This window comes from Bacillus sp. OTU2372, assembly GCF_038440275.1.
Taxonomy (GTDB): Bacteria; Bacillota; Bacilli; order Bacillales; family Cytobacillaceae; genus Neobacillus; species Neobacillus bataviensis_B.
On the sequence record NZ_JASATK010000028.1, the window covers coordinates 1 to 23,808 of the forward strand.

Sequence of the window (23,808 nt, forward strand, 5' to 3'; positions counted from 1 at the left end):
ATGGGAGTTCTTCGGCCCGATTGCCATCGCTTCTAAGCGAAACGATTCAAACTTCTGGAGAAATCCTACAGGGTTTTTAAAGCAGGCAGGCTCTCAGCATGGTCAGCTATACCAGCAAAAGTGCCAGCTTAGCACCCTATTAATTAACTTACGAACGGTCTATGATGTCTCAACTAGTGAAATGCGTACCAAACTTGATCAAGTGGAAGCTTATTGCTTATCAATTGTCGCAACCGAACAATTAGGCTATTTTATCTTAGCTGCTATGGAAAGCCCGCGTTTGGGTTAACCACTTAGAAATGGAATTTTCTCGTTTTCCGAGGAGGAATTTATTATGAACAAGAAAGTTATAGCCATCCTGGTAGTAATTATCGTTATAGGAATTGCCCTAAAGTGGTACATAAGCTTATCGTCGGATTCCCCTAGGTCTGATAGAAATACGGCAACGGATACAGCCGCTTCAACAACAGATGATACGCGTAACATCGCTCCCGAAGCGCCTGAGACGCCTGCAGAAACAACAACATCAGCGCCTAGGGCCGAAACTCCACTCAATGACGTGAAGTTTGATTAAGATCTTACCCCGCCTCAACCGAAGATGACGTCGTTAAAGTAATAGGGGACAAGGAAGCGACGGGTTTGGAAATGAATTCCTTTATTGTTCTAACCAGGACAACCGTTTGACAGGAGATTATATGCCAAATTGGACCGGGTACTTTAAATAGAAGTGTTTACACAAGCTGGAAACTGGTCAAGCTACCCACCACATAAACACGATGAGGAATATCTACTATTACAATTACAAAAGAATGAAGGCAAAATTAAAAGACCTGAGTCCGGTTGAAAACCGTACTCAAGTCTTAAAAGTTGCATAAAAATATTTGTCTAACTTTATTGGGTCAGATCATACCAGTAAGGTAAAGCTGCTTTTTTTGTGCAATATAGAATATTTTTCAACTAAAGTGCTCTTGTGCTTAAGAATTTGTTTTTCTTAAAATTTGTAGATTATTTACTTGGAGCAACAAGTATGCGCATGCTATCTTCTAATTGTTGAGCAATATTTTGATGAATTTTTCTAGTTTGTTTTAAATAGTTGTCTGTGATAGCTTCCCAAGCGTTCCATGCTTCATTAGTATATTCAATGAATGACTCACTATTTTGTTCAACAAGCTTCTCTGATCTTTCCATTAAGTCAAAGGCAGTGTTAATTGGAGTTAAATAAAGCTCCTCAAATTTATTGGCTACTTCACTTAATTGACCATTTAAAGATTCAGTCACTTCTTGAATAGATTCATTTGTTTTAATAATAGAGATTTGGAATAAGCGTTGCCGCAAATTGCTATTAATTTTTGTTGTATCCTCAAAAAGACCCTTTAAAGTTTTTCTGTTTACTCCATTGAACTTTGTTGTTTCCTTTATAGCTTTTAAGAGAAGTTCTTGGCCTTGTGCTCTAATTTCCCTATTACGAGATATTGCACCCTCGAATTGATCCCAAAATGTTTCAATAAACGACTCTGAAACATAGCTTGATTCTTCTTGCTGCTCTACTTCTTGAATCTCAACTTTTGGATTCTCTACTTTTTTAACTACCTTTTTTTGAACTTCTTCTTTTGGATCCATTACCTTTTGTGCCATCTTCATTCCTCCTCATTTTCTTTGTTAATTTCTCTATTTTTCCTCCTATAAAACGGAGTATGTAGAGTTCAAGAATACTAGGATATGTCTATAATTCACAAAAATACATATATGTATTTTACACATATGGGTCATGTTTCGTCAATTAGACATAAACAATGAAATGGGTAAATTTTATTAATTTATAAAAAAATGGTGGATTTTGAATGATTTCCTAAAACCACCATGCTTTTATTGACAATGCTTTCATTTCAAGACATGTCCCATCTATGAACCTATTACTTTTGAGACACCCACTTTTCAAAAAAAATTAACTCTTCTCTCAATGCAGGACTTAATGTACGTTCAAGGTAAGCTTTGTTGCTCCTCCAATTGCCACCATCATCCTTATCCAAAACCGGGTGAAAACCAATTGCATTTTAGGACCATGAACCATAATAAGTAGAATACAGAAAGCCAGTCTTTACATAAAGTAATGTATAATATGTTTTATCATATATGTTTACATATTGTTTAATGTTATTTTTAACATATAGTTCAAATAGTAATTAATCTAACCCCTTGACTCAATTCATTTTGAGTAAAACCTGTAATAGCAGGAATTCAGACACTGAAATAAAAAGCCTCTAAAATTGTTATTCGATTCATTCATTTACCTACTTTTACGTGTACTCACAAATTTCAAGGGTCTCAAGCAGTTTTGAAGTTAGAGGGAAAGTATCTCTTTTTGATTCCATTCAGTTTTATGAATGCTGTAAAGTCTTGATTTAATGCACTTTTTATCAAGTCATATATCATTTAATTTTATCCAATTTAATATAAAAACATCTAATCTGTGACCAAGTTGTAACCAAAGGTGTGACCAGGTTTTTGTTTTATTAATGCGATTAAATAAGTAATTGAGGAGGTTTATAGTAACCTCTTCCTCTTCCATTCGTTACAAACGGATAATGCTCCTATTGGAGACCAAGAATTATTACATCATGCCGCCCATTCATTTTCATATGTAATAGAAAGAAATAGCGTATAAAAAAAGGCTCTAACTCAACATTTATAAAAAATTCGACTTAAAGATTATAAATGCTATATAAAACATCGGAGTACAAAAGAGGACAAATTCATAAGTAAAATGTATAAACAACCAACTGTTTTCCAAACAATATCCCTTGGCCTTATCCCAAGGGATATATCAATTATTCAGACTAAATATCGATGTGTTTTATTAAATGCTTAACAATATATTTTGCATCTGCTCCGACACCCCGTATGGTTGCTGAAGAAAGTGATCGTTGTCCTGAAAGACCCACGTAGTATAGTCCATCATTCTTAGTGCTAATCCCACTTAGTTGCATTGGGTTACCTGAATGATGTATCGCATCTTTTAGTGATGTTAAATGATTAATATTTGGCTTATAACCAGTAGCATAAATAACTGAATCTACTTTTTCCTCTCCCCCATCACTCCACATAACACCTTCTTCTGTATAGTTAGTGAACATAGGCTTAATATCGGGCCTTTTATTTAATATAACTTCTTTATAGACCCCTGTATCCATAACTGACGTATTCATGGAGAACTTTCTACCATAAGGTAGCGTATCCACACCAGTTACTTTCAACCAGAAATGAATGTCTTTTCCTAAAATTCGCTATGGTGTATAAGAAATCGGGTTTCTGGTTGCAAGGGACACGTTTGAAACCTTGGCTAATTCATAGGCAATTTGAATCGCAGAGTTCCCTCCTCCAACCACTACTACTCTTTGATTTTTATATTCTTCTACGTTTTTGTATTGACTGGAGTGAATCATTTTGCCTTTAAATCGCTCACTACCTTCTATAACAGGGATATTAGGATATGCAAAAGCACCAGTAGCGGATATGACAGCTTTCGCATAAAATACGTTCCCTTTGCCGTAGTAATCACAAACTCATTCCATTCTTACTTACTTCCATCACCTTTTCTCCTGTACGAACGTTGAGTTTATGATATTTGGTATATTCGTTAAAATAAAAAATAACCTCGTCTTTTGTGGGATAGCGGTTTGGGTCACCAGGGAAACGCAAACCTGGGAGAGATGAATATCTTGCTGGAGAGAATAAAGTTAAACTATCATAATATTTTGGCCAAGATCCAGCTACGTGCTCACTTGCTTCAAGTTCCGGATCGTAAGTAGCAGAATAATCTTTTGCCGGACAAATTTATGTAACGACATGTGCATATGGCACATCCGTAGAAGCTGCCCCAGTAGACTCAATGACAATGTAATCGATATTGCCCTCATCTACCGATGCTATCGTTAAGGTTTGTTGGGTAAGGAAGTTTTTTCTCCTTATCCGCATTTCTTTGGTATAGTGTAAAAAAGGTTAGGGGTTCTCTTGGGGCTGTTCCAGCAGTTGCCCGTAAAAATTTTAACGGTAGCACTACTGATTATTATCACGGTTTATTTTATCCGCAAATCCATCAAGCTTTTCTTTGACAAAACGAGCTTCTTGGATGAAAAGTGGGAAGAGACATTGATGCATTTCGCCAACCAGGTGACAAAGGTAGTGGGACTGGCTTTCTTCTTTGTTTATGTGCTTAGCCATTTCTTCGACCTGGCAAAGCTTGTCACTGGTTCTGTCGTGGTGGCAGGTGCCTTGGCATTGATCCTCCAGCATATCATCTGCGATTACATTATGGGGTTGACCTACTTGTTTGAGCTCCAGATCCATCACGGGGATTATGTCATCATCAATGGAAATGCTTCGAGCAATTGCTGACGGGGAAGATGATCCTATAAAACTCGCAAGTCTCGCTCGCAGAACATTGAAAAAGAAAAAAGAAGAACTAGAATGAGCCTTACGTGGTTATATCTCATTTTCAATCCTTAACATTCGAATTTCACGTTGTAGTTTTTCGAGTTCAACGGATTCTTCCTTCCCCTGGTTGTGTTTATGATTAGTTGTCATATCTTTAGGTCTTCCTCTCCGATTGAACAGAGCTTCGACCCCTTTCTCTTTGTATTTCTTCTCCCACGACCAAATTGTACTAGGTGTAGATATATCAAAATGAAGAGCAGTTTCGGGTAATGATGCTCTGTTACTCCACATCCATTCTTGTACTTCCATCTTAAAGTTACCATCATAATCACCTTTAGAACTTCGTATATTGAATGCTTTATCCCCATATTTTTTGTAGCGATTTACCCGATCAAGTATAGTTTGAGGACTACCAATGCTATATTTCTTTGCCAGTTCTCTTGATCCTCCCCCTCCTTCTAAATACTCAGATACGATCTTTTTTCTAAAGTCACTTAAAAACTTTACCATATTAAAAACCCCCCTAAGTTGGATTAGTAGTCCAACTTAGGGGGGTCACTTCATTAGAGGATTAACACATGACTTTTTGGTAAAGTAACAGCATTGTTTGTTAAAGTGGAAAAGAAAAGCCTCGTCTTAGAGGATAAAACAAAGAGAACTCCCTTCATTATTTGGAGGGAGTTTTTGTTTTGGATATAAATTGTGAAAAGTTGTACTTAAACTCCCTCAATTTAATACGATTTTTTCCCGAATACTCGCTTATTCGCAGGATTTCATACAACTTGAAAACCAGGAATGATAAAATGAAGGGGAGGACAGATCCGTAATAGGCACGTGAAGGCATAGTGAAATAAAAGAGTACTTGAAAAACTCCACAATTTACCATATAAGACCGTCAAAAAGACGATTTTTTCTTGATTAAACATAATCGGCAAAATGTTTACTCCTAATACAAATTTGTGAAGGCATGAACTCTCTTGACTTGATCGCCCGGTACTTGAAAAAACAGGACAGCAAGGGACACCCCCGCCATCCTATTTCTTTGTTCATTCTAATCCTGCTGCACCTAGAGCCGGATTCAGCTTTCTATTTTTTCCTTTATCTCTTAATGTTTTGACTGGTCATGAGCCACTGCCACGGCTGTTGACACATTTCTGGCGTTGCCGGCTCCGCCCGTAAATCGAACTCGAAGTCCGCCTTACCATATGCGGCATTTTGGATATCCTGTGCCGTATGACCGTCTCCAGACCCGTCAGGAAGCTCATTGCTTGTGATCGACTTCAGTACGATTGACTGAATGTCGGATAGTGCGTCTTTCCATTCCGCCGTCACTTTAATCGTCACCATTTTATGGTTCGGCGGCCAAAGCGACCCTTGATTCAGCCGTCAGCTCCGGCGCCGTTTTATCGATTTTGATTTGAAGTGTCTTCGCATCCTCTGTGTTGCCTGCGTTGTCTGTGCTGCGGTACTCGATGGTGTGGACGCCTTCCGTCGACAGCTGGAGCGGTGTCCCATACGGAAGCCACTGGCTGCCGTCTATCCGGTACTCCGTTTTGTTCAAGCCTAACTGCTCATCCGCTGCCGAAAGCTCCACTGTGACATCCTTCGTATACCAGCCGTTCGCCCCGTCCGGCCGGACCGGCGTCACGCTTGCGGCTGTCACTGGCTTTGTTTTATCCAGCCTCACTGTCACAAACTCGCTTTCTTCCGCGTTTCCGGCTCTGTCGATGCTCTAACCTTTTCATTGAGACATCTTGTTTCCCATTATTCAGAATAATCGATTGTTATATTCTCTTGATACCCTTTGGAAAGAAGCTTACTTTTTTTGCGATTTTCCTTTGATTGAAAAATATTATCAAAATCATAATTCTCCGGATATAGCTCATCTGCTCTGATATATATGGTCAATCGTTTGTGGTTTATAGATACTTTTTCACCTTTTACTTGAACAAGGTAATTTCCATGCTGGTCCGGACCCTTGTACACAATCCCAAACTCATTTGCTGGTGAAATTTTAACATTATCACCTTGATGATAAATTGGTATTTCTGTTTTTACTGCAGCTTGTTGCTGCTGGTACTTATTTATCATCACCTGTTTTTCTAATTCTTTTAATTTCCATTGTTCTGTTTCTTGACTTAGATATTGTTTTTCTTCCTTATAAGTGATGTAATGAGCTCTTTCAACAATTGCCGGGTGCATCCCGAGCCTCAAGGCAATTGCAAACGCCTGGCTATCTCCTCCCCGGCCGATCACTAACCGGTATGTTGGCGAAAGCGTTGTTAAATCAAACTCCATTGAGCCATTTATAAAGCCTAAATGTTCTTCTGCAAACTCTTTTATTTCACTATAATGAGTCGTTGCTAGGATGGTTGCTCCTTTTTGATAAAGAGTTTCTAAGATAGCAGTAGCAAGCCCCATTCCTTCTCCCGGATCTGTACCAGAGCCAAGTTCATCTAATAAGGCTAATGTTCGATCATTCGTATCCTCTAAGATATCAATAATATTGACAATTCTAGAACTAAAGGTACTTAAATTTTCGGTAATACTTTGCCCGTCACCAATATCTACTAATATTCGATCAAAAATTCTAATGTTACTTTCTTCAGCGGCAGGAATATGCAGACCACTTTGCACCATTAATGTTAACAAGCCCACTGTCTTAATGGTTACAGTTTTCCCCCCAGTATTTGGTCCGGTGATAACAAGTGCCTTTTCTTCTCTACTCATCGTAAAAGATAATGGAACAGCTTTATCACCTAAAAGAGGATGCCGCGCCTGTATTAATGTTAATTCCTCAAATTGATTTATACCCACCTTAGAGCCTTTAATCATTCGGCAATATTTTGCTTTAGCAAAAAGAAAATCGTATTGAATCATTGTTTCAACGGCAAGACAGATTTGCTGCTCCTTTTGTTCCACTAAACCTGTTAAATAGGTTAACACCTTTTGAACCTCTACTTCTTCATCTGAAAGAAGCCACGTTAATTGATCTTGAAAGACAGCAATTTCTTCTGGTTCTATAAAAAGTGTGGACCCAGATGCAGATGTATCGAGGACCGTCCCCTTTATCTTGTTGCGATATTCTTTTTTTATCGGAATCACATATCTCCCATTTCGTTGACTTACCACATTTTCTTGTAAATACAATTTATATTTATTAGAACGGATCAGTTGCATCGTTTTTTCCTTCAAACGTTCCTCTTGTATCGCAAGTTGTTTTCTTATTTTTAATAATTCCTTGCTTGCGTAATCATCTACCCTACTATTACGGACACAGCGAATAATTTCAGCGGCCAGTTCAGGTAATTCATCAATAACCTCGACATAGGCAGATACCCTTGGTGCATAAAAAGCTTTATCCTTCATGTATCTCCTCATTTTTCCACAGCTATCCAAAAAATCATATAGCTTTGTTAGTTGCTCTACTCTAAGTGCTGCTCCTTTATTCATGTTCTGAAGGATGGCAGTCATTCCATCCAGACCATGCACAGGAACACTTGCACTAATTTTCAAAATCTCGACTGCCTCCGTAACTTCTTCAAGCCATGCCTCTATTTGCTTAACTTTTGTTGATGGGACAAAATTCTTTATTTTCTCTTTACCTTCTTTGGTTAATGCAAAGTTAGCAATTTTGTCCTTAATTTGCTGGAATTCCAACATGTTAAATGTGTGTTGATTCACTTTATAAACCTCCTAATAATAAAAAATAGCCGCAATGAACAATGTCATTGCGGCTCTAAGAAACGAATGGTAAACCATTCATTTTTCCATACTTAAATTAGTCCAAAATAAAAACTGTCTACACGAGTGTACACAGCTACATTGGAATAAGATGTATGCTTATGCTTGCTCATTGTTCTTAACCTCATTCCACAACTAAAGAATCCCTCATTTTTCGAAAAAAATGAACGAGAATAATGGAATGAACATATCCAATTGATTGGATTAGTTAAGAACGACACCTAACATAAAACATACTCCCTTATTTGAGTAATTAAATTCTTCTAAAATATAAAATAATTAACAACATTTGTCAATAAGCATTAACCCATTATATGATGAAATTTATTATATACGGAACAATAAACGAAGTGAAGACGGCGGCAATTCCCATTGCTGCACCTGAAACAGCACCTTGTATTTCCCCTTCCTTAACCGCCTCAGCTGTACCAATACCATGTGAAATCGTACCAATGGCCAGACCACGGGCAAAAGGATGGTCTATCTTAAACCAGTTTAAAAGTTTTGTCCCAAACATGGCCCCAATCATCCCTGTAATGATGACGTATGCTGCAATAAGAGAAACATTCCCATGGATAATTCCCCCTATTTCTGTAGCAACCGGAACAGTAACGGACTTTACCGTCAAACCAAGGAGATAAAAGTTTGAAAGATGCAGTCCTTTAGCAAGTAAAAGAGCTGCTGCAATCGTGGAAATACTGCCAATGAATAAACCTGCTACAGCTGCCCCTATGTATTTTATAAATAATTCACGATTTTTATAAATCGGGACTGCCAGGGAAACAGTTGCCGGTCCGAGCAGGTAGGTCATTATCGCTTTAGCCGGTTTATATTCCTGATATGATATATTGGAAACAAGCAAAATGATGATAATGATAACAGTACTTAAGAAAACAGGGCTCGTTAAGGGCGAAGGATATTTTTGTGTTAAAAAACGAGCAAATAAATAGACACCAATAGTTAGTAGGATGCTATAAAGCGTGATCATGATAATTTACATTTTCCTTTTGATTTTTCGTAATGACAGCTTGAGTTGTCTTTCCCGCTGCAATGATCCCCATGATGGCACTGATAAAAAGAATAACAAGTAAAATCCAACCTTTTGTCTTGAAAATATCTCCTAATGTCATTAGGCCGACTGATATTGGAATAAAAAAGAAGCCAAGATGTTTAAGGAGCCAACCTGACGCCCATTCAATTTGTTCCACCTTAATCAAACCTGACCAGAGCAATACCAATAAAACAACAATCCCAAGCACATTCCCGGGAATTTGTAGGTGCAAGTACTTAACTGTTAAATTCCCAACTTGGTAGATGACAATAAGAATAATCAGCTGAATCAAGAATTTGCATGCCTTTTTCATCTAATCACCAACTCTCTAATTTTGAAGAAATCAGATGTGAACGCTCGTTTTATAATAAGTATAAAGGAATAGAGTTTAGGGTGCATCCACTTTTTTTCACAAAATATCCATATCTTTTTCTGGAAAACTTATTTATCTTTATGGTAGGAGGGGATCTTTTTGAAAAGGATTTATATTATTTGCAGCCTGGCTGTATTTCTGGGGATTGCTGGAGGAATCTCGTTTTTTCTTATCCGTGATGCAAATGCGGCCATTCCAGCTAGCACTACTTTCATTACACAAAGTGGAGATACATTTAATTTCGGGAAAGATAAAACAAAGTTAAAACTAATTGAATTTATTTATACTCATTGCCCAGATGTATGTCCCACAACTACACAAAAAATGGTTGATTTAAAGGAAGATTTATTGAAAAAGGGGATCTATGGAAAGGGCATAGAATTTGTCACTATAACCATTGACCCTTACCGCGATACAACCGAGATTTTGCAAGAATATAAAAAGGGGTTTGGAATAGAAAATGACAACAACTGGTTGTTTTTAACGGGTGAAAAACAACAAATAAAAGATGACCAAAAACAACTTCGTAAGATTACGAACGCCTTGCAATTCCAATACAAAGATCCTGGAAACGGCCAATTTATTCATTCTACCTTTACGTACCTTGTTGATGAAGATAATAAATTTATTGCCAAGTTCCCAATGGGAAAAGAGTTTAATAAGCAGGATGTTTACGACAAAATACTTGATAAAATAGAGTAATAAAAAAAGCGGTTAGTCCACTAGGATTAATCGCCTTTTGCTGTAGTAATATCATTCAAAGGATCGGATTTTATTTAATTTGCTGCAATGTTAATAGATAAGTTGACTTTGGTTTGGTCAGACTCGCTTTAATACCAGCTTTTTTTAATTTGTTAACGAGTTCAGTAAGCTGTTTTTTTGCCATACTTCTCACCCTCTTTAAAACTTCTTAACCCAATTCTACAACAAAATTATGAATAAAGTGTGAAAATGGAAAAATTTTTTTAGAAAATTTTTCTTATAATATTAATAAGCTGTAAAGAATTCGCTCTTCCTCTAGATTAATGGTATAATTAGTAGATATTTTTGTTCTGGAGGATTATTACTATGATTACTGTAAGTAACGTAAGTTTAAGATATGGTGACCGTAAATTATTTGAAGATGTAAATATTAAATTTACACCAGGAAATTGCTACGGACTAATTGGCGCGAATGGAGCCGGAAAATCAACATTCCTAAAAATATTGTCTGGTGAAATTGAAGCACAAACAGGTACAGTACAATTAGGGCCAAATGAGCGTATGGCTGTATTAAAGCAGAATCATTTTGAATATGAGGATTTTGAGGTTCTCAAAACCGTTATCATGGGTCACGCGAGACTCTATGAGGTAATGCAGGAAAAAGACGCTATTTATATGAAAGAAAACTTCACCGATGAGGATGGAATGAAAGCAGCTGAACTTGAAGGTGAATTTGCCGAACTTAACGGCTGGGAAGCGGAGCCTGAAGCAGCAATTTTGTTAAAAGGCCTTGGAATTGGTGAGGATCTTCATTATAAGAAAATGGCTGAATTAACTGGTTCTGAAAAAGTAAAGGTATTGCTCGCACAAGCATTGTTCGGCAGACCAGATGTTTTACTTTTGGACGAACCGACTAACCATTTGGATATCAAAGCTATTCAATGGCTTGAGGACTTCCTAATTAACTTTGAAAATACGGTCATTGTTGTATCCCACGACCGTCATTTCTTAAATAAGGTTTGTACTCACATTGCGGACCTGGATTTCAGTAAAATTCAAATTTATGTTGGAAACTATGATTTCTGGTATGAATCTAGTCAATTAGCATCCAGAATGGCTTCAGATGCGAATAAGAAGAAAGAAGAAAAAATTAAAGAACTTCAAAGCTTTATCGCCAGGTTCAGTGCCAATGCCTCTAAATCAAAACAGGCTACATCCCGTAAGAAGTTATTAGATAAGATTACACTTGATGACATCAAGCCATCTTCTCGCCGTTATCCGTTTGTAGGATTTACACCAGATCGTGAAATCGGCAATGATTTATTACGTGTTGAAGGATTAACAAAGACAATTGATGGAATAAAGGTCCTAGATAACATAAGCTTTTTTATGAATAAAGGCGATAAAATTGCCCTTGTCGGTACGAATGAATTGGCAAAAACGACTCTCTTTAAAATCTTAATGGGGGAAATGGAAGCTGACAGCGGCACATTTAAGTGGGGGATTACCACTTCCCAAGCTTATTTTCCAAAGGATAACTCCGAGTACTTTGAAAATAGCGATTTGAATCTTGTGGATTGGCTTCGTCAGTTCTCACCAAAAGACGATAGTGAAAGCTTCTTAAGAGGATTTTTAGGAAGAATGCTATTTTCTGGCGAAGAAGTGTTGAAAAAAGCCAGTGTCCTGTCCGGTGGTGAAAAGGTTCGCTGCATGCTCTCTAAAATGATGCTGAATGGAGCAAACGTTCTCTTATTAGATGAACCTACAAACCATTTAGACTTGGAGTCGATCACGGCTTTAAATAATGGATTAATTAATTTCAAAGGTTCAATGCTGTTTTCATCACACGACCATCAGTTTATTCAAACAATTGCCAATCGAATTTTTGAATTCACACCAAAAGGTCTTGTGGATAAGCAAATGAGCTATGATGAATATTTAGAAAATGAAGAGGTTCAAAAGCAAGTGGCAGAAATGTATCAATAAAGATGAAGAGGATGTCTAAAACAGACATCCTCTTTTTGATGAGATAACAAAGTATAAAAGTTTTTGACCTCGAGAATTGTCCAGCTCCAGGCGCCATCGGCTTGTGCTTGTCGCCGATAGGCGGGCGCCTTGCGCTTTTCTTACTCTAATATCTTTTTTGTTTCTTTCTAGACGAAGGTACTTCAGTTGAACCAGTCTCTGTGTTGGTAGTACCTTGACCTTCTACTTGTGAAGAATTAAGGCCGATGGTGGATGGATCGGCTTTACCTTTTCTGCCTCTCGACATTTCATACACCTCCCCTATTATCCTTTGGACAAATATCGCAGCTTATACGGAATATTTCCCAAATCTTAAGGCAAAATAACCTACAGGAGGAGGTGTTTTGTATGGCAAAAGTTGGAGTAGAACAATCTCTTACAAATATTCAACAAGTATTAAGGGAAAAAGGGTATGATGTGGTAGAATTAAAGCAGGAGTCAGATGCACAAAACTGTGATTGTTGTGTAGTTACAGGTCTAGATTCAAATGTGATGGGTATGTCTGATACCAGCACAAAAGGCTCTGTAATTGATGCAAATGGAATGTCTGCTGATGAGGTATGCCGTCAAGTAGAAAGCAGACTTCAATAAGAAAAGCGGATACGCCCCGTTTAGCGCACGACAGGACTGGAGCTCATCGACTGAGATAAAGGAAACACGAAGAGCGTTAGCTTTTTCGTGTTGACTTATCGTAGGGAGATGGGCGAAGTCGTCTCTCCGCTGGGCGCTAGAGCTGGACAATTTTCAAAGCAAATTAACCTTATTTTCACTTCAAAAAGACTAAAGTACCTTTCACTTTAGTCTTTTTTTGTTTTAATATTAACCTTCATATTTTTCTCCGGTTCATTTTGTTGTCTCCCAGCCTCATTTTTCATAGGCTTTTTCGCCCCTTCATCAAAGGTCGGTGTAAATTCACTTCCATATGTTGCTCCAATATTTAATTTCCCTTTCAACTCTTTAATCCCGAGCTGTCCAAAGTTATTATTTAACTCATATTTATCTAAAATAATTTTTTCAATATTAATTTTCTCTATAATAATCGGCGGGTCCTTGGTTTTAGCCTCCCCTTCTGGTAAACATTTCTCTAGGGAGGTTTGTAGTGATTTTTTCAGCTCCTCAATATTCATTTCTAATGAAATCAATTTATTCTTTAATTCCTTTTCATAATCATTTTTCTTGAATATAAGGAATAAATCTTTTAATGACATTATCACAAACTCCCTTTTGTTTACCCTTTCTTTATCTATATGGAAAAAACCATTGAACATGTCCAAGAAAATCTGGGGAACCATAAAAATCCGGCCTCCCATTAATTTAAGCAAGCTTTCTACTCAATTGGAATAATTTCACCTTTTTCTATCGTACGCTGATAACTGACAATCAATAAACCATTCCAAAATTTCGCACTCAATTGTTGAGGGCTCACTGTGTCTGGCAGAGTGATCTGTCTCTGAAATTCACCATAAAACCTTTCGGAATAAGTCAACGTTAAGTGCGGGTGGAGGGGGTTCACTTTTCCTTTAATGGTTAGGTTATTACCATTGAGACCTAATTCCAAATTCTCCTTCGCTACTCCTGGAAGCTCAATCACCACAACCACTTCATGCTCACCTGCAAGGATATCAATTATCGGGAAAGTCTTTGAATTTTCTGCCCTCCCCGATTCACTATCCGCTGTGGTTGACTTTGCAGGCTGTTCATTCATAAATTGTTTAGCAAATTCCTGATCAAAAATATTGTTCCAAAAGTCACCGCCGTGCATATTTTTTGCAATATCCATCCACTGTTTTAATTTATCTATATCCATCACTCGACACCCCCCTTTGTCCGAATTGTATAGCCGCCTATTCTCTTATTAATTAATCCTACTTTCATCATACGAAACTTATTCACTAATTAATCCAACTATTACGCTTGTTTCATAAACCATATAAAGGTGCATATAATGATAATTAGTTGGAAGGAGGAGATTGAATGACAGTACCTGTTCCGTTTATTAATATAAATATATTCATGATTAAAATTAATTCCTTTGAAAATGCCTCAGCAGTAAATATTGGCCAAAACCTTCTAGCTGAATGGCATAATTCAGATAAGAAAAATCAAGGCTATGGGCAAAATTTTGGTGATCAGAGCGATTTTGTTGCTACAAGGAGTTTTGTAGATGATAAAGATCAAATAGACTCTCCTGCCTCTTTCAACTCTTGTCCGTTATCAGTTGACGATGTATAACAAAAAAATAAACCATGGGTGCTTACATCCCATGGTTTAACTAGTATGTTTATATTCTGTTGAACGTTTCTTCCGAACAGCTATTATTAAAACAATCAGTACAACCATCATGCCTAAAACGACATTTACTTGTAGCAGCAATTGAGGACGATTATCGTGGTGCTTTTCAACTTTTTTCTTAGTTGCTGCTTTTGGTTTAAGAGGCTCCTTGTAGGTTAATTGTACAGTCTGAACTAATTGGCCCTTATTGTCCTGGATTGAAAGAAGCCCATTGCTTGCAACATTTTTTTTACAACCCTCAATACTTTCTGTAATCAATGTCTCTTTCTCGGGGGAAAAATCCTTATGGCCTGCTGTAAAAATTTCTCCCTGCTTAATCGTAGTATGTTGGAAGTTTTTAAAACCATAATCAAGTAATAACGCAGTATCATTATACTTATCATTCTTTAAATTTGATTTTAATACCACTGCCGTTAGTCTGATCTTTCCGTTTTCAGCCGTCGTTGCCAGGGTTTGTTTTGTTTCACTGGTATAGCCTGTCTTTCCGCCAGTAATTCCCGGAAAGGCAATCTCTCCTTTAAGCATTTTATGGTGGGTTACAAGAGTCGTCTGCCAAGACTGTCCTTTCCATGGAAGTAGCTTCGTGCCAAAAATTTCTGCAAACACAGGATTCTTTATTGCGTAATTAGTTATTAAGGCCATGTCCATTGCCGTCGTATAATGGTTGGCATCAAATAAACCATTCGGATTCGTAAAGTGTGTGTTGGTTACACCGATTCTTGTTTTTAAATAAGTATTTAGGTTTTCTGCAAACTGCTGAACCGTGCCATCCGTATACTCCGCAATTGCAACGGCCGCATCATTTCCTGAATTAATAAGCATACCTTGTATCAGCTGTTTTAAAGGTAATTGCTCCCCTTCATTTAAATAAACTCGGGTACCATCTTGCCTCACGGCATTACTGCTAACGGTTACAATACTATCTAAATTGCCCTTTTCGATTGCATAAATAGCTGTAGCTATTTTTGTTAAACTTGCTGGATACATTTTTTGATTAGGATTTTTAACGTAAAGAACAGCTCCAGTATCAGAATCGATTAAAGCGGCAGCTTCACTCTTCAGTGGCAGCTGAACTAACTCTGCCGCCGAAACATGTAATTGAGCTGTAACAAGAAAAAGAAAAAGAATAATGGCCGGTAAAAACTTCTTCAATAAGAAACACCCTTACTTTTATCATAGATCCCTCCTTGATTTTACCAGATTATTTGAAGAAATAAAGTACTATTTTACGGATTTATCCTCCTAATATAGTAATTTTTAACCATAAATAAACGGTTGGCAGTTGCCAACCGTTTATTTATGATCTTTTTTTGGAAATTAACAAGGCAATTTGGGCCATAATAAACGGCAATGACGATTTTCTTCTAAATGCCAAATATTTAGGTTCCCAAATATCAGTATATTTTTCTTTGAACTTCCTAAGACCTTGAAATTGATAGATAAAATGACCATGAAGAAAAATTTGGGCTGCTATTTTTTCGCTCAAAAAGGAAAATTTCGACAGACCTACATTTGCTAATGGTGCCATTCCCATATTAAACCGCTGATAACCTTTTTGGATGGCCCAATCAATTACCGATAAGAAAAAAAAGTCAATTATACCTTCCGGTGCTGACGGTTGAACTCTGATTAAGTCAACCGAGACAGTCTTATAATCATCGTATACATACATAATGCTCATAAAACCTAATATGTGATCTTCTTTATCTTTTACAATGGCAATCGGGGCTCTATTTAAATAATCTTCATTAAAGTATCCTAATGAAAACCCTTTTTCCTTTCGGCCAAGAAGCCATTCATCGGAGATTTTTCTCAATTCCTCCATAATGACTTTTGAATAAGGGGGTTTAAGCATTTCAAAATAATACTGTTCACCATTAAATTTATTTTTCAGTGCCCTTAAACCTTGCATTTTGTTTCCTTTAAGCGTAAAGGTCTTCAAGTCAACAAAAGCCTCTTCCCCTAATTTAAAAAACGCAAAGCCGTGACCATGTAAGTATGGGAGCATATCGTCGCTAACTTGGTAGAAAACAGGTGTATAACCGTATAAATCAGCAGCTTCTTGGAATTCCTCAATCGCATTCGAAAAATCCTGTTTCTCACCAACTGGGTCTCCAAGGATAATTAATTTGTCCGCATATTTTTGGAAAGAGATTAGAACATCCCTCTTGCTATTCCAAAAAATATATTTATCATGCAGGAAAATTAAATGGGACAATACCTTGCCTGAATATATGGATAAATGATTCATGATTTCCTGTTCATGGTCAATTGACCTTTCAAGTTTCCACTTTTTAGGCAGGCTAATTAAATAACCTATAAAAAGAATACTTAAAGCAATAATTAAGCCAATAATCGCACTTGAAAACAAATCCCGGTAGTCCACAATAACATACGGGATAAACTTTTTAGGAATGGTGATTTTCGCATTTGGCAGGTTAAAGTACCCAATTAAAATATACATTGAAGTAACAATTACAACGATTGCCACATCAAAGATTGTTTTTCCCCATGTTAACACATAACTTTCACGATAAAATTGCCCTTTTGACATTCTAAGCAACAGGGCAACAATAATTAAAAAGGAAGCCTCCTCGTAATCAATCCCCTTAAAAATAGAAAATATAGCAGCAAGAATCAGGGCGAGCATGGTTAAATCATAAGTTCTTTTTACACTGTATTCAATTCCACGCGATAGACCCAGTAACAAAAAGCCGGCTGCAACGGATAGCTGGTGTGAGACATTGATAATTGGAAATGACAGCAGTTCCTGAGCAATTCTAAGTCTTGACATGATCCCTGGTACACTGGCAGATAACAGCAGGATTACTCCTGATAAAAAAACAAGCATGGTCAAAATAACATGACTTAGTCCTTGAACGATCGCTTTCGGTAGATAATTCCATAGTTGATTCCATCTTTGCCAATAAAGCCGCACAAAAAAGACTAAGCTGATTAAAAATGGGATGAAATAGTAGCCGATTCGGTAAAACAAAAGAAGGACAAGCACTTTTTCCTCTGGGATATGTAAATCCTGCATCCCCCAAAGAAATACTAGATCAAATGAACCTAAGCCTCCGGGAATCATACTAATAATTCCTGCACAGGCAGCAATAATGTAAACAGGGAACAAATCAAGGAACGAGATGTGAATTCCTATTATTTTAGTTAAAATGAAAATAGCCACAAACACAGCAAACCATTCAATTACTGAAACGATAACCAACTCAATACTAGTCTTAAGAGTCAGTACACGTTGATTGTTTTTATTTGTCTTAAATATATGTATACCTAAAAATATCGGTAGGTACAGACCTACACCTAAGACCGCGAAATAAAGCCATCTTGTATCCACTAACACAGGGAAATTCCGATAGTCGATTGTTACTATCCAGGAAAGGAAAGAGATTCCTGTTAAATAAAAAAGTGAAACCGAGGCAATAACTCCAAGTAGTTTCCGTTTATCCTGCTCAAGCTTATGAAAGAAATAGGTTCTCAGCATGGCTCCGATAAGTCCGCCAAAGCCTATTAGATTTGAAAATGAATTGGCAATAAATGATTGCTCTACCAATTCCCTTTTCGAGACTTTTATCTTCAAAATCTTCACTAATATTACATCGTATAAAACCATCGGCAAAACCGCCGCAAAGGCTACGCTTAAGATTACTAATAACAGCCAAATATTGAGATCATTAATCTCACTTTTAAGTAACTCTCCATTAATATTTCCAGTAAATTTCTTCATCTCAATGATTGCGAAAATTAACAAGAGCACCGGAAAAATAAATTTCACAACTTTTAGCACTTTTTCTTTTTTAATCCCCAACCAGATTACCACCCATTTTTTCATTCCTGTTTTTACTATAAACGCTCTACAACGAAAAACAAAGTAATATCTTTAATTCCAAGGACACTTAAACTTATTTTAGACAGACAAATGATGGTTCAACCGCTCATGTTAAGAAGCAATAATTTAAATTTATGAATATGTACATAAAATTTCTAAAATGAGACAAGTTTTCCAACCCCCTCAGCATAAACATTTAATAGGACAAAATATGAGGAGGTCTGCTGGTGAAATTTTTAGTCTTTAAAAAAGAAACCCTGTTATTTTTTCTAGCTGTTGTCATCGTATTGGCAAGTATTTCTGCTTGGTTCATGTTAAAAGCCGGCGATACAACGGTATTTAATCAACATCAAGAAGGAAAAATTCGTCAGATCCACATGGTAACAGGGGAATTCAAAACCACTATGAAAGACGGTAAAGAGATAGAAGCTTATCGCTGGGACCCTGGCACCATCGTCTTAAAAAAGGGAGAAAAAGTAAACCTGATTATTAGTGGTATTAACGGGACTGAACATCCTTTTTACATCGAGGGTACCACCCTTAAAGGAACTGTAAAAAAGGGCCAGGATACCCTTGTTCCCCTTCAATTTCAAAAAGAAGGCACCTTTCGATTAATTTGTGAAGTTCATCCTGACCGAGCTCACAACGGTCCAATGATCGCCTATATCGTGGTCAATTAGTAGCAGGAAATGACTTTCCTGCTTTTTCATTTGACAAAGGAGCTGTTTCGTGAGTTTTCACTATTAACATGTTGATATTGTTGGTTCCTTTCTATATAACAGTTTTAACTTTTTATTATTTTTATATAATACAGTTTTTCTAACATCGTTCATAAAATATTCATAAACACCCTTTAAAAACCCTTAAATTTAAAGGGTTCACAATTCCTTAACAATTAGTGCTTTTTTACATCTTTTCACCTGTTATACTAGGGGCATGAAATAAATAACTTTCTGTTATATATTCTTCTACTAATTTAAGAGGTGAAAAATAATGGAGCAATGGCAAGGTTTTAATAAAGGAACATGGTCAAAAGAAGTAAACGTACGTGATTTTATATTAAGAAACTACAAACCATATGAGGGCGATGATTCCTTTTTAGCTGGTGCAACTGATGCAACAAACAAGCTTTGGGAACAAGTAATGCTTTTAACAAAACAAGAGCGTGAAAATGGCGGCGTCCTTGATATGGATACAGAAACAGTATCTACGATTACTTCACATGGTCCTGGATACTTAGATGAAGATCTAGAAAAAGTTGTTGGCGTTCAAACAGATAAGCCCTTTAATCGTTCACTACAGCCATTTGGCGGCATTCGTATGGCAAAGCAAGCATGTGCTTCATACGGTTATGAATTAAATCCGGAAATTGAAAAAATCTTTTCTGATTTCCGAAAAACACATAACCAGGGTGTTTTTGATGCTTACACAGATGAAATGGTGCTTGCTCGTAAAGCTGCTATTATTACTGGTCTTCCAGATGCTTACGGACGCGGTCGTATTATTGGCGATTATCGCCGTGTAGCATTATACGGTGTTGATTTCCTTATTCAACAAAAACAATTAGACAAAAAAAATACAAGCAGCGTCATGTCAGAAGAAAATATGCGTCTTCGTGAAGAGATCGCAGAGCAAATTCGTGCCTTAAATGAATTAAAAGAACTTGGCTCGAGTTATGGATTTGACTTATCACGTCCTGCACAGAATGCACAAGAAGCATTCCAATGGTTATACCTTGGCTATTTGGCTGCTATTAAAGAACAAAACGGCGCTGCCATGAGCCTTGGCCGTACATCAACATTCTTAGATATTTATATTGAAAGAGATTTAGAAAATGGCACATTAACTGAATCAGATGCACAAGAAATCGTGGATCACTTCATTATGAAGCTACGTTTAGTAAAATTTGCCCGTACACCTGATTATAACGAATTATTTAGTGGTGATCCAACATGGGTAACAGAATCTATCGGCGGAATAGCTCAAGATGGACGCTCACTAGTAACGAAAAACTCTTTCCGTTTCCTACATTCACTAGATAATTTAGGACCTGCCCCTGAACCAAACTTAACGGTTTTATGGTCAGCTCAGCTGCCTGAAAACTTCAAGAGATATTGTGCTAATATGTCTATTAAAACTAGCTCAATCCAATATGAAAATGATGACATTATGCGCCCTGAATACGGCGATGACTACGGAATTGCCTGCTGTGTATCAGCCATGGAAATTGGTAAGCAAATGCAGTTCTTTGGGGCTCGTGCTAACCTTGCAAAAGCTCTTCTCTACTCAATTAACGGCGGTGTTGATGAAAAGTTAAAAATTCAAGTAGGACCACAATATCGTCCAATTACATCAGATGTTCTAGATTACAAAGAAGTGATGCAGCGCTTCGACCAAATGATGGAATGGCTTGCTGGTCTTTACATTAATACATTAAATGTTATTCACTATATGCATGATAAATATAGCTACGAAAGAATTGAAATGGCCTTACATGATACAAAAATCCTAAGAACTATGGCAACTGGTATTGCTGGACTAAGTGTTGTTGCTGACTCGTTAAGTGCCATTAAATACGGTGAAGTAAAGGTTATTCGTGATGAGAACGGCATAGCTGTTGACTTTGAAACAACTGGTGACTTCCCTAAATATGGTAACAATGACGATCGTGTTGACAGCATAGCTGTTGAGGTTGTTGAAACCTTTATGAAAAAATTACGTAAGCATGTAACCTACCGTGATTCACTTCATACACTATCAGTTTTAACCATCACTTCAAACGTAGTATACGGAAAGAAAACTGGTAACACGCCTGATGGCCGTCGTGCTGGTGAACCATTTGCACCTGGTGCAAACCCAATGCACGGACGAGATACAAAAGGAACATTAGCATCATTATCATCAGTTGCTAAGATTCCATATGCATATGCAATGGATGGAATTTCCAACACCTTCTCCATCGTACCAAAAGCATTAGGTAAAGAAGAAGAGAGCCGGATTACCAACCTTGTATCTATCTTAGATGGCTATTCCATTAAACAGGGCCATCACCTAAACGTTAACGTCTTTAATAGAGAAACATTGATTGATGCAATGGAGCATCCTGAGTTATATCCACAATTAACAATTCGTGTATCTGGATATGCTGTAAACTTTATTAAATTAACCAAAGAACAACAGCTCGATGTTATTAACCGTACATTCCACGAATCATTGTAGTTAGAATAAATTGGAGTTCCCTAATCTTAGGGGGCTCCTGTTAAAAAATAAGGGGGATCATCATGATTGGAAATATACATTCAATAGAAACTTTAGGGACAGTAGACGGACCAGGAATTCGTTATGTTATTTTTACACAAGGATGCTTATTGCGCTGCCAGTTTTGCCATAATGCAGATACTTGGGAAATCGGTTCTGGAAAACAAATGTCTGTTTCCGAAATCATGGATGATCTGACTAGTTATCTCCCTTTCATTCAAGCATCAGGCGGCGGAATCACAGTTAGCGGCGGGGAACCCTTATTACAAATACCCTTTCTAACCGAATTATTTAAAGAGTGTAAAAAGAAAGGAATTCATACTACCATTGATTCTTCAGGAGGCTGTTTTTCTCACGCGAAGCTTTTTATAGAACAATTAGAAGAACTGTTACAATATACAGATCTAGTTTTACTTGATTTAAAACATATCAATCGAAAAAAACATATTCAACTGACAGGTATGGCTAATGATCACATCCTTGAGTTTGCTAGTTTTTTATCCGAACGGAAGGTGCCAATTTGGGTGCGCCATGTTCTTGTCCCAACCGTCACAGATGATCCGGAGGACTTGGAGAAACTTGGAGAGTTTATAGGAACACTTGAAAATGTTCATAAGATTGAAATTCTTCCCTACCACAAACTCGGAGTTTACAAATGGGAAGCCCTTGGACACGAATATCCTTTAAAACATGTAGAGCCACCAACTGAAGAGATAGTTGAATTTGCCTATCAGACGTTGACAGCACACTGGAAAACATTATTACAACACTGATTCATAAGGATCAGTGTTTTTTCTTAGCTATACTGGGATTTTAGAAAACCTTACTTTTAAACTATTAGCAATGTCTTCATATTATGGGATTTAGTCTGTGATAAAATTGATTCTTTTCGATTTCTCCTATATACTCATATCATTGGTATTTAAGTGAGGTGATAATTTTTGTTTCAATTGCTGATTGACCTTTCAGATATAAATGCTCTAAACGCCCTTTATGTGAGTATTTTTCTTGGAATCACAATAAAGTTTTTGTGGGCTTGGAGTGTAGAATATACCTTTTTAGGTTCTCTTTCAGAATCTGCAAACACAAAAATTAATTACCCGCATGTTTTCTACAGGAATCAAAATACTATAAATGGAAGTTTTATTCTGAAAAGAATTGTTAAATATATTCGTAGAAAAGAATGTTCACAGGATGATTCTGAAGAACCAATTTCCTCCCTCATTATTTAAACACATAATATTCTAAGACATTTTAGGAGGAAATATGAAAAAGAATCGATCTTCACTTATACTGGCGGCTATTTTTATTTTGTCAACTTTACTTTTATCTGCTTGCTCATCACAAGCACATACAACAACTACTAATAAAACAGGGTTTTTTCAAACCTATTTTGTCCATCCTTTCTCGACTATTATCCATTCAACTGCTGAATTTTTTGGTGGTAACTATGGTTTAGCGATTATCGTTGTCACACTGATTATCAGACTTGTATTAATGCCATTAATGCTTAAGCAATACAAAAATCAGATGGCCATGAAAGAAAAAATGGATGCTTTAAAACCGGAGATGGATTCCATTCAAAAGAAAATGAAAACCGAAAAAGATCCAAAAAAGAAACAGGAACTTCAAGCTGAAATGATGGCACTGTATTCAAAGCATGGTGTTAATCCATTGAATATGGGCTGTTTGCCAATCCTTATTCAGATGCCGATCTTAACAGCTTTCTATTATGCTATTCGCGGTTCACAGGAAATTGCCACCCATCAATTTTTATGGTTTAATCTAGGGCATTCAGATATTATCATTACGATTATCGCTGGCCTTGTTTATTATTTCCAATTCAAGGTCTCCCAATCTAATATGCCTACTGCCCAGCAGCAACAAATGAAAATGATGGGCTTGATGTCACCGTTAATGATTGTGATGTTTTCTTTTAACGCACCAGCAGCTCTCCCTCTTTATTGGGTTGTCGGCGGGTTATTCTTAACACTACAAACCTTGGTAAGCCGAAAGCTTTACCAAGCCAAAAAGCCAATTGAAACTCCTGCCCACCAAAAATAAATGAACAAAAAAGAAGCA

General features: G+C 37.0%; 25 protein-coding genes and 2 pseudogenes. 14 read left to right on the forward strand and 13 right to left on the reverse strand.

The features are described from left to right. From AAHB15_RS25810 to AAHB15_RS25820, 4 genes and pseudogenes are all read left to right on the forward strand, one after another. A partial coding sequence (locus tag AAHB15_RS25810) for a hypothetical protein (protein WP_342043622.1) occupies positions 1-289 on the forward strand: 289 nt, incomplete at its 5' end. Between the two features lie 45 nt (positions 290-334). After that, positions 335-574, forward strand: coding sequence for a hypothetical protein (locus AAHB15_RS25815; protein ID WP_335571779.1), 240 nt, complete (start codon positions 335-337; stop codon positions 572-574). A gap of 153 nt (positions 575-727) precedes the next feature. Beyond that, a pseudogene (locus AAHB15_RS30330) lies at positions 728-784 on the forward strand (5-deoxy-glucuronate isomerase); the annotation flags it as partial. Further along, positions 777-875, forward strand: coding sequence for an IS3 family transposase (locus AAHB15_RS25820; protein WP_420491091.1), 99 nt, complete (start codon positions 777-779; stop codon positions 873-875). The pseudogene AAHB15_RS30330 and the gene AAHB15_RS25820, both read left to right, overlap by 8 nt. A 130-nt stretch (positions 876-1,005) precedes the next feature. On the opposite strand, the gene AAHB15_RS25825 is transcribed toward AAHB15_RS25820, so the two are convergent. The 3 genes and pseudogenes from AAHB15_RS25825 to AAHB15_RS25835 all read right to left on the reverse strand — a co-directional run. Beyond that, positions 1,006-1,635 (reverse strand): hypothetical protein, encoded by a 630-nt coding sequence (locus AAHB15_RS25825; RefSeq protein ID WP_342043623.1) that lies wholly within the window; start codon positions 1,633-1,635, stop codon positions 1,006-1,008. A 1,202-nt stretch (positions 1,636-2,837) separates the two neighbouring features. After that, positions 2,838-3,206: a hypothetical protein gene (locus AAHB15_RS25830; RefSeq protein WP_342043624.1), complete on the reverse strand. Its 369-nt coding sequence runs from the start codon at positions 3,204-3,206 to the stop codon at positions 2,838-2,840. Between the two features lie 78 nt (positions 3,207-3,284). Continuing rightward, positions 3,285-3,536, reverse strand: a pseudogene (locus AAHB15_RS25835) (NAD(P)-binding domain-containing protein); the annotation flags it as partial. A 493-nt stretch (positions 3,537-4,029) separates the two neighbouring features. Here AAHB15_RS25835 and AAHB15_RS25840 point away from each other — a divergent pair. Next, positions 4,030-4,395: a hypothetical protein gene (locus AAHB15_RS25840; RefSeq protein WP_342043625.1), complete on the forward strand. Its 366-nt coding sequence runs from the start codon at positions 4,030-4,032 to the stop codon at positions 4,393-4,395. An 87-nt stretch (positions 4,396-4,482) separates the two neighbouring features. On the opposite strand, the gene AAHB15_RS25845 is transcribed toward AAHB15_RS25840, so the two are convergent. The 5 genes from AAHB15_RS25845 to AAHB15_RS25865 all read right to left on the reverse strand — a co-directional run bounded on the left by AAHB15_RS25845 (position 4,483) and on the right by AAHB15_RS25865 (position 9,542). Then, complete coding sequence (locus AAHB15_RS25845) at positions 4,483-4,944, reverse strand: helix-turn-helix domain-containing protein (RefSeq protein ID WP_335575567.1); 462 nt, start codon at positions 4,942-4,944, stop codon at positions 4,483-4,485. Between the two features lie 838 nt (positions 4,945-5,782). Further along, positions 5,783-6,121 (reverse strand): OmpL47-type beta-barrel domain-containing protein, encoded by a 339-nt coding sequence (locus AAHB15_RS25850; protein ID WP_342043626.1) that lies wholly within the window; start codon positions 6,119-6,121, stop codon positions 5,783-5,785. Between the two features lie 77 nt (positions 6,122-6,198). Then, complete coding sequence (locus tag AAHB15_RS25855) at positions 6,199-8,118, reverse strand: endonuclease MutS2 (RefSeq protein WP_342043627.1); 1,920 nt, start codon at positions 8,116-8,118, stop codon at positions 6,199-6,201. A 370-nt stretch (positions 8,119-8,488) separates the two neighbouring features. Beyond that, positions 8,489-9,166 carry an LrgB family protein gene (locus AAHB15_RS25860; RefSeq protein WP_335575572.1) on the reverse strand — a complete coding sequence of 226 codons (678 nt, stop codon included), beginning with the start codon at positions 9,164-9,166 and terminating at the stop codon, positions 8,489-8,491. Next, positions 9,150-9,542 (reverse strand): CidA/LrgA family protein, encoded by a 393-nt coding sequence (locus tag AAHB15_RS25865; protein WP_335575573.1) that lies wholly within the window; start codon positions 9,540-9,542, stop codon positions 9,150-9,152. Before AAHB15_RS25865 ends, AAHB15_RS25860 begins: the two co-directional genes overlap by 17 nt. Before the next feature lie 159 nt (positions 9,543-9,701). Here AAHB15_RS25865 and AAHB15_RS25870 point away from each other — a divergent pair, with 159 nt between their 5' ends. Next, positions 9,702-10,304 (forward strand): SCO family protein, encoded by a 603-nt coding sequence (locus AAHB15_RS25870; protein WP_335575574.1) that lies wholly within the window; start codon positions 9,702-9,704, stop codon positions 10,302-10,304. A 366-nt stretch (positions 10,305-10,670) separates the two neighbouring features. After that, the gene (locus AAHB15_RS25875) at positions 10,671-12,290 is read left to right on the forward strand and encodes an ABC-F family ATP-binding cassette domain-containing protein (RefSeq protein ID WP_335575575.1); all 1,620 of its coding nucleotides are present in this window, start codon (positions 10,671-10,673) and stop codon (positions 12,288-12,290) included. Positions 12,291-12,435: 145 nt separating this feature from the next. Here the strand turns inward: AAHB15_RS25875 and AAHB15_RS25880 are convergent, their stop codons facing one another. Next, positions 12,436-12,576, reverse strand: a complete 141-nt coding sequence (locus AAHB15_RS25880; protein WP_335575576.1) for a YuzL family protein — start codon at positions 12,574-12,576, stop codon at positions 12,436-12,438. Between the two features lie 101 nt (positions 12,577-12,677). On the opposite strand from AAHB15_RS25880, the gene AAHB15_RS25885 reads away from it, so the two are divergent. Beyond that, the gene (locus tag AAHB15_RS25885) at positions 12,678-12,920 is read left to right on the forward strand and encodes a YkuS family protein (RefSeq protein ID WP_098529318.1); all 243 of its coding nucleotides are present in this window, start codon (positions 12,678-12,680) and stop codon (positions 12,918-12,920) included. A 206-nt stretch (positions 12,921-13,126) separates the two neighbouring features. Here the strand turns inward: AAHB15_RS25885 and AAHB15_RS25890 are convergent, their stop codons facing one another. Together AAHB15_RS25890 and AAHB15_RS25895 are read right to left on the reverse strand one after the other, a co-directional pair. Continuing rightward, a complete protein-coding gene (locus AAHB15_RS25890; protein ID WP_342043628.1) occupies positions 13,127-13,537 on the reverse strand; it encodes a hypothetical protein in 411 nt (136 codons plus the stop codon). Positions 13,538-13,656: 119 nt separating this feature from the next. After that, positions 13,657-14,136 carry an Hsp20/alpha crystallin family protein gene (locus AAHB15_RS25895; RefSeq protein ID WP_335575528.1) on the reverse strand — a complete coding sequence of 160 codons (480 nt, stop codon included), beginning with the start codon at positions 14,134-14,136 and terminating at the stop codon, positions 13,657-13,659. A 167-nt stretch (positions 14,137-14,303) separates the two neighbouring features. On the opposite strand from AAHB15_RS25895, the gene AAHB15_RS25900 reads away from it, so the two are divergent. Continuing rightward, the gene (locus tag AAHB15_RS25900) at positions 14,304-14,561 is read left to right on the forward strand and encodes a hypothetical protein (RefSeq protein WP_144562857.1); all 258 of its coding nucleotides are present in this window, start codon (positions 14,304-14,306) and stop codon (positions 14,559-14,561) included. A gap of 36 nt (positions 14,562-14,597) precedes the next feature. Here the strand turns inward: AAHB15_RS25900 and AAHB15_RS25905 are convergent, their stop codons facing one another. Both AAHB15_RS25905 and mprF read right to left on the reverse strand, forming a co-directional pair. Continuing rightward, the gene (locus AAHB15_RS25905; RefSeq protein WP_342043629.1) at positions 14,598-15,773 is read right to left on the reverse strand and encodes a D-alanyl-D-alanine carboxypeptidase family protein; all 1,176 of its coding nucleotides are present in this window, start codon (positions 15,771-15,773) and stop codon (positions 14,598-14,600) included. A 145-nt stretch (positions 15,774-15,918) separates the two neighbouring features. After that, complete coding sequence (gene mprF, locus AAHB15_RS25910) at positions 15,919-18,447, reverse strand: bifunctional lysylphosphatidylglycerol flippase/synthetase MprF (protein WP_335573993.1); 2,529 nt, start codon at positions 18,445-18,447, stop codon at positions 15,919-15,921. A gap of 248 nt (positions 18,448-18,695) precedes the next feature. Between mprF and AAHB15_RS25915 the strand changes: the two genes are divergently transcribed. From AAHB15_RS25915 to yidC, 5 genes are all read left to right on the forward strand, one after another. After that, positions 18,696-19,148, forward strand: a complete 453-nt coding sequence (locus AAHB15_RS25915; RefSeq protein WP_335573992.1) for a cupredoxin domain-containing protein — start codon at positions 18,696-18,698, stop codon at positions 19,146-19,148. 313 nt (positions 19,149-19,461) lie between these two features. Continuing rightward, the gene (gene pflB / locus AAHB15_RS25920; protein WP_335573991.1) at positions 19,462-21,687 is read left to right on the forward strand and encodes a formate C-acetyltransferase; all 2,226 of its coding nucleotides are present in this window, start codon (positions 19,462-19,464) and stop codon (positions 21,685-21,687) included. A 62-nt stretch (positions 21,688-21,749) separates the two neighbouring features. Beyond that, complete coding sequence (pflA, locus tag AAHB15_RS25925) at positions 21,750-22,499, forward strand: pyruvate formate-lyase-activating protein (protein ID WP_335573990.1); 750 nt, start codon at positions 21,750-21,752, stop codon at positions 22,497-22,499. 168 nt (positions 22,500-22,667) lie between these two features. After that, a complete protein-coding gene (locus AAHB15_RS25930) occupies positions 22,668-22,958 on the forward strand; it encodes a hypothetical protein (RefSeq protein WP_342043630.1) in 291 nt (96 codons plus the stop codon). Positions 22,959-22,992: 34 nt separating this feature from the next. Further along, positions 22,993-23,790: a membrane protein insertase YidC gene (gene yidC / locus AAHB15_RS25935; protein ID WP_335573988.1), complete on the forward strand. Its 798-nt coding sequence runs from the start codon at positions 22,993-22,995 to the stop codon at positions 23,788-23,790. Positions 23,791-23,808: the final 18 nt, after the last annotated feature.

Excerpts from the sequence above, each read along its gene's own strand:
- AAHB15_RS25845 (WP_335575567.1), bottom strand. The coding sequence starts at position 4,944 with ATGGTAAAGTTTTTAAGTGACTTTAGAAAAAAGATCGTATCTGAGTAT.
- pflA (WP_335573990.1), top strand. The coding sequence starts at position 21,750 with ATGATTGGAAATATACATTCAATAGAAACTTTAGGGACAGTAGACGGA.
- AAHB15_RS25825 (WP_342043623.1), bottom strand. The coding sequence starts at position 1,635 with ATGGCACAAAAGGTAATGGATCCAAAAGAAGAAGTTCAAAAAAAGGTA.
- AAHB15_RS25885 (WP_098529318.1), top strand. The coding sequence starts at position 12,678 with ATGGCAAAAGTTGGAGTAGAACAATCTCTTACAAATATTCAACAAGTA.
- pflB (WP_335573991.1), top strand. The coding sequence starts at position 19,462 with ATGGAGCAATGGCAAGGTTTTAATAAAGGAACATGGTCAAAAGAAGTA.
- AAHB15_RS25815 (WP_335571779.1), top strand. The coding sequence starts at position 335 with ATGAACAAGAAAGTTATAGCCATCCTGGTAGTAATTATCGTTATAGGA.
- yidC (WP_335573988.1), top strand. The coding sequence starts at position 22,993 with ATGAAAAAGAATCGATCTTCACTTATACTGGCGGCTATTTTTATTTTG.
- AAHB15_RS25895 (WP_335575528.1), bottom strand. The coding sequence starts at position 14,136 with ATGGATATAGATAAATTAAAACAGTGGATGGATATTGCAAAAAATATG.
- AAHB15_RS25890 (WP_342043628.1), bottom strand. The coding sequence starts at position 13,537 with ATGTCATTAAAAGATTTATTCCTTATATTCAAGAAAAATGATTATGAA.
- AAHB15_RS25875 (WP_335575575.1), top strand. The coding sequence starts at position 10,671 with ATGATTACTGTAAGTAACGTAAGTTTAAGATATGGTGACCGTAAATTA.
- AAHB15_RS25900 (WP_144562857.1), top strand. The coding sequence starts at position 14,304 with ATGACAGTACCTGTTCCGTTTATTAATATAAATATATTCATGATTAAA.
- AAHB15_RS25860 (WP_335575572.1), bottom strand. The coding sequence starts at position 9,166 with ATGATCACGCTTTATAGCATCCTACTAACTATTGGTGTCTATTTATTT.
- AAHB15_RS25865 (WP_335575573.1), bottom strand. The coding sequence starts at position 9,542 with ATGAAAAAGGCATGCAAATTCTTGATTCAGCTGATTATTCTTATTGTC.
- AAHB15_RS25830 (WP_342043624.1), bottom strand. The coding sequence starts at position 3,206 with ATGAATACGTCAGTTATGGATACAGGGGTCTATAAAGAAGTTATATTA.
- AAHB15_RS25820 (WP_420491091.1), top strand. The coding sequence starts at position 777 with ATGAGGAATATCTACTATTACAATTACAAAAGAATGAAGGCAAAATTA.
- AAHB15_RS25880 (WP_335575576.1), bottom strand. The coding sequence starts at position 12,576 with ATGTCGAGAGGCAGAAAAGGTAAAGCCGATCCATCCACCATCGGCCTT.